This window comes from Komarekiella delphini-convector SJRDD-AB1 (assembly GCF_014831675.1).
In the GTDB taxonomy this organism is placed as follows: Bacteria; Cyanobacteriota; Cyanobacteriia; order Cyanobacteriales; family Nostocaceae; genus Komarekiella.
In genome coordinates this window covers 49,564-65,779 of sequence record NZ_VJXY01000020.1, presented here as the reverse complement: position 1 = coordinate 65,779, position 16,216 = coordinate 49,564, and the positions used below count along the sequence as shown (strand labels likewise).

Below are 16,216 nucleotides of genomic sequence, written 5' to 3'. Positions count from 1 at the left end.
CCCTAACTTACTCGTCTTCTGCAAACACAAAGCGATATAACTCGCTGGGGTCTGGTTCAGGGCTGCTTTCGGCGAACTTAACTGCTTCGTCGATTACATCCTGAATTTTACGATCAATGGCTTTGAGTTCTTGCTGGTCTGCCAAGTTTTGCTCAACTAAATAAGCTGCCAACTTCTTAATTGGGTCACGAGCAAACCAAAATTCTTTCTCAGCTTTGCTTCGCATTTCATCTGGGTCTGCCAGAGAGTGACCACGGAAGCGGTAAGTAAGTGCTTCAATTAATGTCGGGCCTTCACCTGCACGAGCGCGACTTACAGCTTCTTGTGCTACGGCTCGCACCGCTAATACATCCATACCATCTACTTCCACACCCACCATGTTAAATACACTGGCTTTTTTATAAATCTCTGGCTGGGAAGTTGCTCGCTCGTGAGCCATACCAATTGCCCACTTGTTATTTTCTACCACAAAAATAATTGGCAGTTTCCATAAAGCTGCCATGTTCAACGTCTCAAAAAACTGACCATTGTTAGCAGCACCATCGCCAAAAAAGCAAGCTGTCACTTGGTCAGCGCTGTTATCTCCCAGCACTTCGCGGCGATATTTGCTTTGAAAAGCTGCTCCAGCTGCTACAGGAATTCCCTCAGCCACAAAAGCATAGCCACCTAGCAAGCGATGTTCAGCAGAAAACATGTGCATGGAACCACCACGCCCTTTGCTGCAACCTGTGGCTTTACCAAATAACTCTGCCATTACCTCTCTTGCTGGTACGCCTGCACTCAGAGCATGAACGTGGTCGCGGTAGGTGCTAGAAACAAAATCTTCACCCGGTCGCATTGCTTGGATAACACCAGTGGAAACGGCTTCTTGACCGTTGTACAGGTGGACAAAGCCAAACATTTTACCCCTGTAGTACATTTCGGCACACTTGTCTTCAAACAAGCGCCCCAGTACCATGTCTTCGTACAACCGCAATCCTTCTTCTTTGGTGATGTGGGTAGTAGCAGCATTAAATTTGGGTAATGTGCGTTCGTGAACCATGATTTTTGAGTGTCCCTGTTGTACAACTTAAAAGTTACGGTCTTAAATTAAGTTGCTCTCAGAACGCTTTAGCTTCATAGCAAGCTGGCGTTTGCAAGAGTCAACAATCAAATTTATTTATGCACCAAAAAGGATTTTATGGAATAGTTCATTAGTTCTGAGTTCTCGGTTTTGCGTCATGAGTATTATTCTTAGTTACTCACGACTCAGCACTCCCTACTCAGCACTCTCTGCTTACTCCCCCTCATAGGCTAGCAATCAGGATAGACTGCTTTCTGCATATCCATTAACAATTTAGGAAAAATGGACTTCAAAATCATATACCTAGTTAAGTAATTGTAATTAAAATCTAACCATGATATGATATTCTTCTCCCGTATCGTTATCAGGTTCAACCCTCGAAAGCAGTATTTCTATTACCGCATACGCAGGGTGTACTTAAAGGAAAATAATATAGATTCTTGCAAGTACAACATTTATGCCGTCACTAAAAGTGGTAGTTTTACATTACGGTATCGAATGCAAATAGCAGTTGTGTTAAACGAAAAATACTAAGAATTAAGACAAAAAGCTGACGCTTTCTAGGCGAAGGCAGAAATTAATACTAGAATGTGACTCAAAATTTCGGGAAGGTACAAAACAAGTTGTTGCAATATACACTTGTAGTGTAAATTCTACACGGCATTATTATGGCACGGTTTTACATGCCTGGAACGCTCTAGGTAAATTACGCTGATCACGGTGCAGGGGAAGTAGGCTGTGCGAATTCCACTAGATTACTACCGAATTTTAGGACTACCGTTAGCGGCAAGTAATGAACAATTGCGGCAAGCATATAGTGATCGCATTGTACAATTGCCGCGACGCGAGTATTCTCAGGCAGCAATTTCTTCTCGCAAACAACTCATAGAAGAAGCTTACGTGGTTTTATCAGATCAAAAAGAACGTAGCACCTACGATCAGCTTTATCTTGCTCACGCCTATGACCCTGATAGCGCCGCCGCAGTGGAAAACCGCACGGAAAGCCACAAAAAGGGTTTTGACGCGCAAAGTCTTAGCATCGAAATTGTCCAAGACGAATTAGTTGGCGCTTTATTGATTCTGCAAGAGCTAGGAGAATACGAACTCGTACTGAAACTGGGTCGTCCGTACCTGGTGAAAAATAGTGGCAGCAAAGACAATAATCTCGCAAGCGAAGAAATCCACGAAAGTGCAGAACGTCCAGATGTTATTCTCACCGTTGCTCTTGCCTGCTTAGAATTAGGACGCGAGCAATGGCAGCAAGGCCACTACGAAAATGCTGCCATATCCCTAGAAACAGGTGAGGAGTTGCTATCACGCGAAAGCTTATTCCCCAGCGTCCAGGTTGAAATTCAGGCGGATCTTTGCAAATTGCGACCATATAGAATTTTAGAGTTACTGGCACTACCTCTAGAGAAAACCACCGAACGGCGTCAAGGTTTAGGATTATTGCAAAATATCTTAGAAGACCGTGGTGGTATTGATGGTACTGGCAATGATCTATCTGGTTTAAACATAGATGATTTTCTGCGATTCATCCAGCAGTTACGCAACCACTTAACAGTTGCAGAACAGCACAAGCTATTTGAAGCTGAAAGTAAACGTCCCTCTGCTGTTGCTACCTACTTGGCTGTCTATGCCTTGATAGCACGAGGATTTGCTCAGCGTCAACCAGCTTTAATTAGTCAAGCAAGGCAAATGCTGATCCGTCTGGGCAAGCGCCAAGATGTACATTTAGAACAATCGCTATGTGCATTACTACTGGGGCAAACCGAAGAAGCAACCCGTGTTTTAGAACTCAGTCAAGAGTACGAAGCCCTGGCTTTTATTCGAGAAAAATCTCAAGATTCTCCAGACTTATTACCAGGGCTGTGTCTATATGGAGAACAATGGTTACAACATGAGGTGTTTCCGCACTTCCGAGATTTGGCAAAACAGCAAGCTTCCCTAAAAAATTACTTTGCCGACCAACAGGTTCAAGCTTATCTAGAAGCACTACCAACGGATGCAGAAACAACTGATGAATGGGCTGTAATTAACCGCCAACCCTTTCCCCAGGCACAGACAAATAATTCCCGTCGCCACAGTAATTCAACTGGGTCTCGGCAATTCAATTACAACATAACACCTGACCCAGAGTTACCAGAAACACTCATAAGAGAAAGATCTGAATATGCATTCTCGCCACCTACATGGAATACATCTGGGAGTTCAAAATCAGAAGTACCTGGGGCACAGATTCCTACTGCTGAACGAATAGCCAGAGGCCCTAATAGCAACTTAAATGGTTCAGCTAAGGCTGCTACAACGGGTCAGAATCGAAAGCGAAGGAGGCGAAAGCCGACTCAAGTGCCGCCTCGTGAGCGTGTATTAGATAATCATCCTTATCCTCGGCGGCGGCGGCGAACTTTTGCTAGCACCCTAGAAGGGAAAACGCGGCTTGTGTGGAGGGTATTTATTTCTCTAGTGGGTCTATTAGTTTTCTGGGTGGTAGTTACAACAGCTTTTGGATGGCTAAAAAATCTATTTTTCCCTACACCGTCTTTACAAGGTCAACAATTATTTGTCCAACTCAATCAACCACCAATACCGATTCCTGACAAAAACAGCAACCCCCAACCGCCAGAAGGAACTCTCACAGATACAACGGCACAGGAAGTTATTCAGGCTTGGCTCTCTACCAAGGCCGCAGCTTTAGGGCCAAATCATGAGATTAGTAATTTAGACCAGATTTTAGTTGGTTCAGCTCTAACTCAATGGCGACTAGTTACCCAGCAGGATAGGTTAGATAACCGCTACCGTAAGTACAACCATAACCTCAAGGTAGAATCTGTAAATAACATTGAGTTTGACCCGGATCGTGCTGCTGTAGTAGCTACAGTGAAGGAAGTTACCCAGTTCTATGAAAATGGTCAGTTTAAAAAGTCTTCTGAGGAAAGTTTGCGAGTTCGGTATAATTTGATTCGTCTAAAAGGTGCGTGGCGAATCCAGAATATGTCAGTTATTAGTTAGAACCTGTTTGTAATTGAAAGGCCTCAGATTCCCGACTTCTTTAAAGAAGTCGGGAATCTTGGTATTTAGGGCTATATTACAGAGCAATAGACAAAACCCAATCACGTAAAAGTGGGTTAACTCTATGGGGTACTTCGTCATGAGGACAATGACCCGCCGTTAGGAAATGTTCTGTGAGTTCAGGATAATATTGTCGAAATTTCTGGGAACGTTCTCTAGCATTCATCCAAGGGTCAGCTTCTCCCCACAAAATTAATAGAGGACAAGTTAATTGCTTTAGTAGCACATCAACTTTTTCTCCTTGAGGAGTGCTAAAGACCGAAACAAACACTTCCATTGCACCCGAATCGTAAGCAGGGCGATAAATTTCCTCTACCAATTGGTCTGTAATCGCGCTCTTGTCAAGATAAACTTTCTCTAAAGTTTGGCGAATTACCCAACGCTGTCGCACGTATTGAAATAACAAAAATTGAGCTAAAGGTTGTTGCAAAATCCACTTAACACTATCACCTAGGAGTTTCTGCAAAGGATCAGGTTGTTTGGGAGCCTGAATTTCTGATTGTAAAGCTTCAGGTTCAGGTATAGCCTGACTTTCGCTAAAGGGCCCTGCACTATTGAGCAAAACTAAACCAGCTACACTGTCAGGATGTTGTGCTGCAACACACAAGCAAGCATAGCCACCAAGGGAGTTTCCTGCTAAGACTGCTTTTTGACCAATGACTTCACTGATAAAATCGTTGAGCTGGTCGCGCCACAAGTCACCGCTGTACTGCAATTTCGCTTTTGCTGAGCGTCCGAACCCCAAAAGGTCGATCGCAAATACTTCAAAATCTTGGCACAATCCTGTGATATTCTTGCGCCAGTGGTCTGTGGAAGCACCAAATCCATGTACTAGTAGCAAAGGTGGACGTTGTGATTGTCTCTCTCCCGCACGCACATAATAAATGTTGTGTCCTCGCCACTGCCAATATTTGCCAGGGATTGGGCTTGTAGAGGGAGCTGTGGTTGCCTGCATGATATAAAGAAATATTAAGTAACTTCTAATAATTGTAGGCTAGCCGTCAAATTACGAACACTCGACTGATTCAGAATAGGGGAATGGGGGAGCAGGGAAGCAGGGGGAGCAGGGGAGCAGAGGGGCAGAGGGGCAATAAATACTGACTATTGACTATTGACTCTTGACTAATGACTAATGACTAATGACTAATGACTAATGACTAATGAAATTACAGGCAAAACTAAACTGCTAGGAGTCATTGGACATCCGGTGGAACATTCGCTCTCACCAGTGATGCATAATGCTGCGATCGCTCAATTGGGCTTAGATTATATTTATCTCCCCTTTCCGATAAAACCAGAGAATTTAGAGATAGCAATCGCCGGATTTGCCGCCATTGATGTTGTCGGCTTTAGTGTGACAATCCCTCACAAACAGACAATATTGCCCTTATTATCCGAAATTACGCCCATCGCTCAAGCTATAGGAGCAGTGAATACTGTTAGCCGTCAAAATCATCGATGGGTGGGTACAAATACAGATATAGAAGGATTTATTGCCCCTTTGCAAACAACGTATAAACAGGATTGGAGTCAGAAAACGGCGGTAATTTTAGGTAATGGTGGCGCTGCGAGGGCTGTTGTTGCAGGTTGTCATCAACTAGGTTTTGCCAAAATTCATGTTGTTGGGCGCAACATGCACAAATTACAAGAATTCCGCAATAGTTGGGGTAATTCACCACTAGCTGAGAGTTTGCAAGTCCATACATGGGACACACTCATAAAACTCATTCCGCAAGCTAATTTGTTGGTAAATACAACTCCCATTGGGATGTATCCCAAGATAAATGAGTCACCTTTGAGTGTAGAGGAAATAACAAATTTAGCATCGGGTGCGATCGCCTATGATTTAATATATATTCCTAAACCGACACAATTTCTTCAACAAGCACAATCACAAGGCGCAATTGCGATCGATGGATTAGAAATGCTCGTTCAACAAGGAGTAGCAGCATTAAAAATCTGGTTGCAGTCAGAAACTTTGCCTGTGGAAGTAATGCGCCAAGCATTGCAAAATCACCTAGGCTTAAGGTGATGGGAACTCAGGATACAGATGTGTCTGTTAAAAAATTCGTAATTCGTAATTCGTAATTCGTAATTAAGTTTTGTAATGGGGATTTAACCCTAATACAAAGCTTGCTGGTTATAGAACCGGGGGACTTAAACCCACGGAACTAGTTAAAATTATTATTTTCAAATATTCGTGCAAGAGGTCTATCTTAAATGGAGCAAGAGGACTCCCGTTAAGTCTGCGACTGTAACGGGATGATGAATTGCGACCAAATAAAACTGAGTGCAGCGAATCATTGTTTTGGTTGTTCTTGGTTGTCAACGTAATTTTTTAGTTGCTCAACTGTGACACCTCCACAACTAGCAACAAAATATGCACCAGTCCAAAAGTAAGGCTTGTTGTAAAAGTATTTTTTAGCTAACCAAGGGAACTCTTTGCGAATCAATCTACTACTCACTGTCTTGATATTTCCAATCAGTGTTGAGAGTGTTTTATCTGGTTTGTAGTCAATTAATAGATGTACATGGTCTACTTCCCCATTGAACTCCAGTAATTCACAGTCCCATTTTTTTAGGGTGTCTGTGATTATTTCTTTTAGCCTGTTTAGTATTTCTGCATTAATAGCTTTTCTGCGGTACTTTACAACGAAGACGATATGAGCGTTAAGTCTGTAAACAGACCTAAAACCATGATTATACATGGATTGACAATAAATAGCGGTAAGTAGTATATTACCATAGTTGTTTCTCAATGTCGTATTGATGTTGGATGTCCTGAAGGTCAGAATTTATCCCAACAAAGAGCAAGAGATATCCTTAACTAAAAGCTTTGGATGTTCTCGTTTTGTTTGGAATTTCTACCTCAATAAAACTAATACTCAATACGAAGAAACGGGTAAAGGTATGACTTACTGTCAGATGGCTAAAGACCTTACCCAATTGAAGAAACTAACTAATTATGAATGGCTACAAGAACCAACTGCTGCTGTTCTACAACAGTCACTCAAGAATTTGGAATCTGCGTTTAAAAACTTTTTTTCTAAACGTACTGGATTCCCCAAATTCAAAAGTAAGCACTCCAAACAGTCAATCCGATTCCCTGAAAGTTGTTCTATTAAAGATAGTGGATTAAAACTACCTCAGCTCGGCATTGTTAAAGCTAGTCTTTCAAAAAATATTAATGACAAGATTAAATCTGTAACTGTTTCTAAGACAAGTACAGATAAATATTTTGCTGCAATCTTATTTGAGACAAAAGATTTAACAAACACTAAGCAAGGAAAAATATCAGGAATTGATTTAGGGTTAAATAGTCTAGTAACTGTGTTTGATGGTGAAATCTGTTACAAGGTTGACCCAATCAAACCTACTAGAAAATATGCTAAACGACTACGAATTAGGCAGAAAGCTTTATCTCGTAAAGTTAAGGGGTCTAACAATAGACGTAAAGCAGTTAGAGTAGTTGCTAAAGTTCACGAAAAAATATCAAACACTCGTACAGATTTTCTCCATAAACTCTCACGAAAGTTATGTGATGATAACCAAGTCATAGTAGCTGAAAACCTTTGCGTTAGGGGATTAGCTCGTACCAAGTTAGCCAAGTCAATACATGATGCTGGTTTTGGTATGCTGCTTAATTTCATCAGCTACAAACTGGAGACAGAAGCAGGGAAATTTGTTCAAGTTGACAGATTCTTTCCCAGTTCAAAGCTTTGTTCGTTTTGCGGTCATAAAAACGATTTTCTGAATTTAAGCATCCGTGAGTGGATTTGTCCGAGTTGTCAAACACCCCATGACAGAGATGAAAATGCTTCACGGAACTTGAGGTCAGAGGGGATAAGAATACTGTCAACAAATACTGCGGGACACGCAGAAATCCAAGCTTGTGGAGAAGCAGTAAGACTCGTTGGTACTTGTGCCAAAAAGAGGCAGTGCGGTCTTGGGGAGCCAGTCCGGTCTTGGGGTTTCCCCAAGTAGAGGAACTGGCGTGTCTCCCCAAGTAGAGCAACTGCCGTGCGTGTTTCTGAGAAGCAAGAATCTCCTGCTACATTGCGTTAGCAATTAGCGGGGGAGTGTCAATGAGTCATATCAACCTAAAAAATCCAATCAGCTTGCTCATCTGCTAAAATTTCCTCAAAATTTCCCTGTGCGGCAACTCTACCTGCTTTCATCACAATAATCTGGTCAGCGCGGCGTAAAACCGAATGGCGATGAGACACTATCAAACAAGTTGGTGTCCAAGAATTTTCTCCTTGTTCAGTTGTATTAGCAAATATCCGCGCCCATAATGTCAATTCTGTTTCCACATCCAACGCACTTGAAAGGTCATCAAATACCAGCAACTCTGGTTGACGTACAAACATCCGCGCCGCCGCTACCCGTTGCATCTGTCCACCAGAAAGCCGTACACCTTTTGTTCCCACTAAAGTTTCTAGCTTCTCATGCATGACTGCTAAATCTTGCTCAAACACAGCCATTTTTAATGCTGTTTCGATATCAGAATCATCCTTAGACAATCCCAGCAAAATATTTTCTCGTAAAGAATAGCTAAAAAGTTGGGGAATTTGCGGGGTATAAGCACTACGAGGGGGTACAAAAAAATTAGCAGGGTTTGCAACTGTATGTTCATTCCAGTAAATTTCCCCTGCTTGCTTAGGTAATAAGCCTAACAACACTCGTAGCAATGTAGTTTTTCCAGAACCAATGCGTCCAGTAATTACAGTCAAATTACCGCGTTGTATTTGTAAGTTGATATCTGCGATTCCTTGATTAGTACCAGGATAAATATAAGTTAAATTTGATAGTTTTAATGATTGTAAATTATGAATATTATTCTCTAAAGGTTGTTCTAATCGAGGTAAGGTATTTTTACTTTTACCCAAGTCTTGTAGATAAAGTTGATTTGGTGTTACTAAAGTCTCTGCTGATGCGCCACCAATTAAAGCAGTCATACGTTCAAAAGCAACTTCTGTTTGCTTATACAATGCTATAAATCCGCCTACAGAGCTAAAAAAGCCTGTAACAAAGGAAAGGTTATAAACAAACAAAGCAAAGTCACCCACTGTTAGCTGATTAACGCTGCTTTGCATCAAAAAAGAAGCCATAACCAAAATCAAACCTGTTCCAAAACTCACCATATTTTGAAACAGTGAATTGAGAATGGCGTTTAATAGGCTATCTTTAACCATCATCTGACGACGGTTATCATTTAAAGCGCGGAAATAATTGAGTACATCTTGTTCTGCGCCAGCTACTTTAATCGCTTGCACAGAACTAAATATTTCTCCTAAAATACCCGTGACTTGTTGAGTTGCTTGACGGCTAGATTTACGATACTGTTTGATGCGGATTTCTGCTTTTTGAATAATTACTACCATCCCTACCAAGGGAAGGAAAACAAATAGTGTCATTGGGACATTGACACTCAATAAAATCATTAAAGAAAAAATAGCAAATATACCTTCGCCAAGAATTTCTGATACCCATGCTACATTATCTTCAATGTGTTCAGTATCATCTCGAAAAAAGCTCATTACCTCACCCTGGGATACAGTCTTATCAGTATCACCGTTAGCAATCATAATTTGAGCATGAGGATTATTTAAGAGACGTTCTAATAAGTTTCTTCTTAGTAGCGATCGCATGGTAAAGCGGTGTTGAGTTTTGGTGATTCGTCCAGCAAATATCACCGCAATATGTCCTAAATTCAAAGCCAACAAGAAAGCAATAAATATCCAAGGAGATAAACCTAATTGAGCTTTATCTGTGAGGCTATTAAAAAACTCTCGAATAATTAGCCCTGGTAAGGCAGGCAAGCCCATAATAAAAATCCAGAAGCAAGTATCAATTAAATATAGTTTTGGGTCATAGCAAATCAATTGCCATAATAATTGCCAACCCGGAAACTTTCTTGTTGATGACACCATAATAATTCGTAATTCGTAGTTCGTAATTAGAGCAGAGTGTTATGACATTTCTCGGTTTAGTGAAGTACACATCTCTTTGAGTTCAGAGGTGAGAGTATACCTCATGTAATTGGGAACTGCTATATGTCAATTGGGCTAATCAAGTTAAACTAATAAATCTGCTAAACCAGCTTGTAATAATTGAGCAAAACGTGATTGAGGATTTTTTGCTAATTCTTCTCTTTCACCGTATTCATTTACTCTACCTTTTTCTAAAATTAAGATTTGATCTGCTCTTACTACAGTTGCTAAACGATGAGCAATAATAATGCCAGTACGCCCTAAAAATAATTGATTTATAGCTTTTTCAATGAGTTTTTCTGTCATCGGGTCGAGGCGTGAGGAAGCTTCATCTAAAATTACTAAACCAGGGTCTTTGAGAAACACACGCGTAAAGGCTAATAACTGCGCCTGTCCCGCCGATAAGCCGCTACTATCTGGCCCCAAAGTTGTATCTAAACCATGAGGTAAAGAGTTTAACCATTCTGACATTCCCAACATTTCTAGGGTTTCATAGATGCGATCGCTGCTAATATGTTGGTTGAAAAAGGTGAGGTTATTACGGACTGTAGTTTGAAAAAGTTGGACATCTTGAGTTACTAACCCGATTTTTCCAGGTAGTTCTGTTAACATTTGGTCAATAGGCACACCGCCTAAACGAATTGAACCTGATTGGGGATCATATAATCTCAACAGTAATCGCGCTAAAGAAGACTTACCACTACCTGTACGCCCTAATAACCCTAGTATCTTACCAGCAGGTAAATTAAAAGATATATCTTGCAATACTAAATCCCCACTCCCCATTCCCTGGTCATTGTAGCTAAATGAGACATTCTCAAAAGTTATAGAAAGTGCGCCTGGTGGAATTGATTTATCGCCGTCTGCACTCAATTGAGATTGAACTTGCAATAAGTCTGTAATGCGATAGATACTCGCATCTGCTTGCTGGAGGTCTTCAAATTGGTTGCGAATTTGTTCAATTGGTTCGGTGAGAGTGATGGTGTAATAATACAGAAGGTAAACTGTACCAATAGTAATAGCCTGTTGATTCCATAGGTAAGCGCCGACCGTTAAAGCAATTACACTACCCAATGTAAATATACCGTTGGTTGTCACCCAGAGAATTGTATCGGCAAAGCGTGCTTTATGAAAGATAGGTAGCCAGTTACGAATAATTTTATAGAAGCGGTGCATCACATAGTTTTTCGCTCCATTGGCACGGATATCTTCCATCCCTGTTAATTGTTCACCTAAGAAGCCAAAAAACTCTGCACTAAATTGGCGATAGCCTCTCCAATGCAAAACTGAAATGGTACGCAGCTTAATCAGCGTAGATAAGGCTGTCAGCGCAAACAATAAAATAGCTAAACCGGCTCGCCAATCTTCTGCAAACAGTACCACAATCACACCCAACATCATGAGCAAATTGCCCAAGATGTGAATAGTAAATTTAGAGAAAAATTCTGACAAATTCTGCACATCACCGTCTATGCGTTCAACTAATTCGCCTGGTGTGCGGTATTTGTGAAAGGATAAATCTAGTCTCAAACAATGCTCTACCAAATCTGCACGCAAAGCATTAGTAGCTGTCCAAGCGACATTTTCACCATAGAATGTGGCGGTAATTGACATTGCTTGGGTAATTAAGGCTACACCAATAAATAATAGGGCTGCTAAGAATAATTTCTGACTATTGCCACCAGCAACAGCCGTATCGATGAAATAACGCAGAATTTGGGGGTTGAGAATTTGTAAGCCGATACTGGCGAAAAGAGCGATCGCAAACTTAACAACCCTACCCTTTTGCGGCTTGAGATAGTCTACAAGTAAGTTCCAGTACTGCTGTAGTCCGATTTTCATAAAGCTTTAGCTATCAGCAAGTTGTATTCTTGAGGTTGCCAAGCAATTCCCAGTAATTGAGAAAATGTTGCAAAAATTTTGGATGTTTGATAACAACTTAATGGTATAAAAATAGGCTACTCTAATCATATTAGTGCCAACTTATCTCAATAAGTGGTTACTTGCTGTATTTAATTACAAATACGACTCAAAGTGATTTTGCATTGAGATTTTACCAAAACATATTGCTAATTATTAGCGACAGATATAATAACTTATTGCTACTAGTCATGACAGTCACAATTTCACAACAAGCTTTTTGGGATTTATTTGTAGAGATACCAGAAGTAGAAAAAAGATGCGATGGCATTCCTCCCACAGTAGGCGTTTGCTGGGATATATTTGACACCATTTCCTATTTCCCAAAAGAATTAGGTCAAGGATTTTATGGTGATATAGAACTACGGGATGGTTTATATTTAGGCATTTCCGAACACCAATTATATGACGATTTAATTATCAAACTCCCTGAGCGACAACATCCTTTAGAATACAGCTTTTATCTTGCAGGATGTCAACAAGACAGACATTTTTCTATTAGTGTTGGACAAAACAGATTGTGGGGTAGTGGACTAGCACCAAAGGAAAGAAATAAAACATTTAAATCAGAAAAAATCATTGAAATTAATGTTCACATAGAACCGGAGCTATTTCGCCTTTTTATGGGTAAAGAAAAAAATCAGCTTCCGCAAGAATTAACTCATTTAGTCAGAAACCCTCATCAAGAATACTATTCTCGTTCTGGTACTACGACTCCAGTAATGCAAGTGGCATTACAACAAATGTTAAATTGTCCCTATCAGGGAATGATGAAAAGGATGTACTTAGAAAGCAAGGTTTTGGAACTAATAGTATTGCTGGTTGAAGAAGATTTAGCAGCACGTCAAGGTAAAAATGATACCTTTTCACTAAAGCCTGATGATGTAGAACGTATTCACTACGCCAAAGAAATTTTGCTCCGCGATTTAGAAAATCCTCCTTCTTTAATGGATTTATCCAGACAAGTCGGCTTAAATGACTGCACTCTTAAACGCGGCTTTCGTCTAGTATTTGATACAACAGTATTTGGCTATTTACATCATCATAGATTAGAACAAGCACGCAAATTGTTAATAGCAGGAGAAATAAGCATTGCTCAAGCCGCTCGAAAAGTTGGGTTTTCTAGTCGCAGTTACTTTGCCACAGCTTTTAGAAAAAAATTTGGCATTAATCCCAAAGAATTTTTGATAGCTAATTCGCGCTTATTAATGGAAATTGATGAGTTGATAGGATAAGAATAGTACAAATAAACGACTTGATTTTGGGTATCAAAAGGTTACGTAGTAATTTAAAAACCAAAGTAATCATAACCTGATTTAACAACCTAAAAATTCAAAAATTCCGTCTAGCATTCAAAAAATTCCGTCTAGCGTTCAAAGCAATTATCCACATCCAAGAGCTTTCCTGTAAGCTTTTTGATATTAATTACTAATTACAAAAGTAAACTTGATTGGGCATGGGGCGTTGGCAAGAGGAATTTTTTGTCTCTTTCCAAGTCCTCTGTTGTCAACCCCCAACCCCTTGTTACTTATTGATATGTGTGGTGAGTAGAGTCATGTCAAATCAGTTGCAAAAAATAACTTGGATGATCAGTGTGGCTTTGATACTGGTTAACGCCCCTGTGTTAGCTGAAGATAGCCAAAAACAAATCTCTAAATTTTCTCAATTGCGTGATGCAGAAAAGCCTGCTACCAATATTCAGCAATGGCTTGCTCAGTCGTTAATTCAAGTAACAGGTGTCAAGTCCCAAGCCACAGACAAAGGGATAGAAGTAACTTTAGAAACCAATCAATCAGACAAACTGCAACTGGTAAATAAAAGTGAAGGGAATAGCTATATTGTTGACATTCCTAATGCTCAATTACGCCTACCTAATAGTGATACATTCCGCCAAGAAAAACCGACTGCGGGAATAACTAAAGTTACAGTTACCAATTTAGATGCAAATACTATTCGCGTGACAGTAATCGGTGAAACTGGTGTGCCACAAATTGAGTTGTTTGATGGTGACGAAGGTTTAGTTTTTGGAGTTGTACCAAGTGTGACTACTACTCAAACACCGCAGACACAACCAGAACCACAACCCAGCAGTGAAACTCAGCCAGAACAACCATCAGTACAAAATGAAGAACCAATTGAATTAGTGGTGACGGGTGAACAAAATAGTTATCGTGCACAAGAAGCATCAAGTGCTACTAGAACTGATACACCTATCCGTGATATACCTCAATCAATTCAGGTAATACCCCGCGAAGTCCTCAAAGATCAAGGAACAATTCGCGTCCAAGATGCACTGCGAAATGTAAGCGGTTCTACTAGTGCTGGTTATTATCAAGGCTTTAGTGAGTATCTTTCTTTACGTGGTTTCAATGCAAATCTATTTCGGGATGGACTTCGTTTATATCAGAATTATGGTGGCTTGATTGAAACAGCTGATATTGAACGTATTGAAGTTCTTAAAGGCCCAGCATCAGTATTGTTTGGAGATGCACCTCCAGGTGGTTTGGTTAATTTGGTTAGTAAACAACCTTTAACTCAACCATTTTATTCTTTTGAGGGAACTGTTGGCAGTTTTAGCACCTATAGAAGTGCAATCGATTTATCGGGGCCGCTAAATGAAAATAGAAGCATTCTTTATCGTTTCAATACTTCTTATGAGAATGCTGGAAGTTTTCGTGATTTTGTAAATTCAGAGCGTGTGTTTCTGGCTCCTAAATTCAAGTTTGCGCTTAGTCCTAACACCAATTTAACTATAGATGGTTCTTGGCTTGAAGAAAAACGGACAGCAGATGATGGTACTGTGGCGATAGGCAATCGTCCAGCAGATTTATCACGGAACCGCTTTTTAGGTGAGCCGTTCCAGGATGTGGAAATCAATGTAACTAATTTTAGCTATTTACTTGACCATAAGTTCAGTGACCAATGGTCGTTCAGAAATGCTTTCCGCGCTCAATTCGTCAATTTAGAACGTTACTATCCTCTAAGGGATTCTCTGGATGAAGAAACTGGTGAATTAAGTAGATTGAGCTATTTTTCTCAACGTCGAGATAATGCTTATTCAGTTCAAACGGATGTGGTAGGAAAATTTTCCACAGGTTCGATTAAACATCAACTTCTGTTGGGATTTGATTATACTAAAATCACTGAAGATGGAACTTTTGGAGACTTTGAACCCTACCCATCTATTAATATATTTAACCCTGTCTATGCTCGTTTACAGTATCCCAAAGAAGGAATATTAAATTTTTTCCGAGATGATAGTCTCGATAAATATGGGTTTTATATCCAAGATCAAATAGAAGTTATTCCCCAAATCAAATTACTTGTAGGAGGTCGATTTGATATTTTTGACCAAACTCGCAGTACACGCAATTTAGGTGAAGAAAAGCAAGAACTTTCCCAATCGGATAGTAACTTTAGCCCCCGCTTAGGAATAGTTTATCAACCATCTCAAAATATTTCACTTTACGCATCTTATGCAACCTCTTTTGAACCTAGCTTTGGTGCAAGTCGCAATGGAAATAGTGAACCATTTAAACCGGAAACAGGTAGACAATTTGAGGTAGGAGTGAAAGCTGATATTACCTCCAGTTTGAGCGCAACTTTAGCATTGTATGACCTCCGCAAGCAAAATGTTACCGTTGATGACCCCAATTCATCCGACCCCAATGAACAAATTCAAACTGGAGAACAGACAAGTCGAGGAATTGAATTTGACATTGCTGGGGAAATTACCCCTGGTTGGAAAGTGATTGCGTCCTATGCTTATATTGACGCATTTGTTAGTAAAGATACTAGTGGTTTAGAAGGTCGTCGTCGAGATAATATCCCAGAACACGCAGCAAGTTTGTGGACAACCTATGAATTTCAAACAAGAAATCTGCAAGGCTTGGGATTTGGATTGGGATTATTTTTTGTAGGCGATCGCTTTGGAGATTTAGACAACAGTTATGTTCTCCCTAGTTTTGTCCGTACCGATGCGTCGGTATTTTACAAGCGCAATAATTGGAGAGCCGCTTTAAATATTCGCAACCTATTTGACAATACTTATTTTACTGGTTCTGATGGTGGTCGTTTAGGTGTCTACTATGGTGAACCTTTAACATTGATTGGCTCATTTGCAATTGAATTTTGACAAAAATAGAATGTGGAGTATGAGAATTCTCAT

General features: G+C 40.2%; 10 protein-coding genes. 5 read left to right on the top strand and 5 right to left on the bottom strand.

Annotated features, from left to right (window positions below; all coding sequences use genetic code 11):
• Positions 1-7: 7 nt before the first annotated feature.
• A complete protein-coding gene (gene pdhA / locus FNW02_RS18825) occupies positions 8-1,042 on the bottom strand; it encodes a pyruvate dehydrogenase (acetyl-transferring) E1 component subunit alpha (protein ID WP_191759035.1) in 1,035 nt (344 codons plus the stop codon).
• Positions 1,043-1,801: 759 nt separating this feature from the next.
• Here pdhA and FNW02_RS18820 point away from each other — a divergent pair.
• Entirely contained in the window at positions 1,802-4,075 is a 2,274-nt protein-coding gene (locus FNW02_RS18820; protein ID WP_191759034.1) for an IMS domain-containing protein, read from the top strand.
• Between the two features lie 76 nt (positions 4,076-4,151).
• Here FNW02_RS18820 and FNW02_RS18815 read toward each other — a convergent pair whose 3' ends face one another.
• Positions 4,152-5,090, bottom strand: a complete 939-nt coding sequence (locus tag FNW02_RS18815; protein WP_191759033.1) for an alpha/beta fold hydrolase — start codon at positions 5,088-5,090, stop codon at positions 4,152-4,154.
• Positions 5,091-5,288: 198 nt separating this feature from the next.
• On the opposite strand from FNW02_RS18815, the gene FNW02_RS18810 reads away from it, so the two are divergent.
• Positions 5,289-6,167, top strand: coding sequence for a shikimate dehydrogenase (locus tag FNW02_RS18810; protein ID WP_191759032.1), 879 nt, complete (start codon positions 5,289-5,291; stop codon positions 6,165-6,167).
• A gap of 268 nt (positions 6,168-6,435) precedes the next feature.
• Here FNW02_RS18810 and tnpA read toward each other — a convergent pair whose 3' ends face one another.
• Complete coding sequence (tnpA, locus tag FNW02_RS18805) at positions 6,436-6,843, bottom strand: IS200/IS605 family transposase (RefSeq protein WP_191759031.1); 408 nt, start codon at positions 6,841-6,843, stop codon at positions 6,436-6,438.
• Between the two features lie 40 nt (positions 6,844-6,883).
• On the opposite strand from tnpA, the gene FNW02_RS18800 reads away from it, so the two are divergent.
• On the top strand, positions 6,884-8,119 hold the full coding sequence (locus FNW02_RS18800) for an RNA-guided endonuclease InsQ/TnpB family protein (protein ID WP_225225758.1): 1,236 nt from the start codon (positions 6,884-6,886) through the stop codon (positions 8,117-8,119).
• 116 nt (positions 8,120-8,235) lie between these two features.
• Here the strand turns inward: FNW02_RS18800 and FNW02_RS18795 are convergent, their stop codons facing one another.
• Entirely contained in the window at positions 8,236-10,068 is a 1,833-nt protein-coding gene (locus tag FNW02_RS18795; RefSeq protein WP_191759030.1) for an ATP-binding cassette domain-containing protein, read from the bottom strand.
• A gap of 144 nt (positions 10,069-10,212) precedes the next feature.
• A complete protein-coding gene (locus tag FNW02_RS18790; RefSeq protein ID WP_191759029.1) occupies positions 10,213-11,970 on the bottom strand; it encodes an ABC transporter ATP-binding protein in 1,758 nt (585 codons plus the stop codon).
• 269 nt (positions 11,971-12,239) lie between these two features.
• Here FNW02_RS18790 and FNW02_RS18785 point away from each other — a divergent pair, with 269 nt between their 5' ends.
• Both FNW02_RS18785 and FNW02_RS18780 read left to right on the top strand, forming a co-directional pair.
• Positions 12,240-13,283, top strand: a complete 1,044-nt coding sequence (locus tag FNW02_RS18785; RefSeq protein WP_191759028.1) for a helix-turn-helix transcriptional regulator — start codon at positions 12,240-12,242, stop codon at positions 13,281-13,283.
• Positions 13,284-13,603: 320 nt separating this feature from the next.
• Complete coding sequence (locus FNW02_RS18780; RefSeq protein ID WP_191759027.1) at positions 13,604-16,183, top strand: TonB-dependent siderophore receptor; 2,580 nt, start codon at positions 13,604-13,606, stop codon at positions 16,181-16,183.
• Positions 16,184-16,216 lie beyond the last annotated feature (33 nt).

Excerpts from the sequence above, each read along its gene's own strand:
- FNW02_RS18810 (WP_191759032.1), top strand. The coding sequence starts at position 5,289 with ATGACTAATGAAATTACAGGCAAAACTAAACTGCTAGGAGTCATTGGA.
- FNW02_RS18795 (WP_191759030.1), bottom strand. The coding sequence starts at position 10,068 with ATGGTGTCATCAACAAGAAAGTTTCCGGGTTGGCAATTATTATGGCAA.
- FNW02_RS18785 (WP_191759028.1), top strand. The coding sequence starts at position 12,240 with ATGACAGTCACAATTTCACAACAAGCTTTTTGGGATTTATTTGTAGAG.
- pdhA (WP_191759035.1), bottom strand. The coding sequence starts at position 1,042 with ATGGTTCACGAACGCACATTACCCAAATTTAATGCTGCTACTACCCAC.
- FNW02_RS18815 (WP_191759033.1), bottom strand. The coding sequence starts at position 5,090 with ATGCAGGCAACCACAGCTCCCTCTACAAGCCCAATCCCTGGCAAATAT.
- FNW02_RS18780 (WP_191759027.1), top strand. The coding sequence starts at position 13,604 with ATGTCAAATCAGTTGCAAAAAATAACTTGGATGATCAGTGTGGCTTTG.
- FNW02_RS18790 (WP_191759029.1), bottom strand. The coding sequence starts at position 11,970 with ATGAAAATCGGACTACAGCAGTACTGGAACTTACTTGTAGACTATCTC.
- tnpA (WP_191759031.1), bottom strand. The coding sequence starts at position 6,843 with ATGTATAATCATGGTTTTAGGTCTGTTTACAGACTTAACGCTCATATC.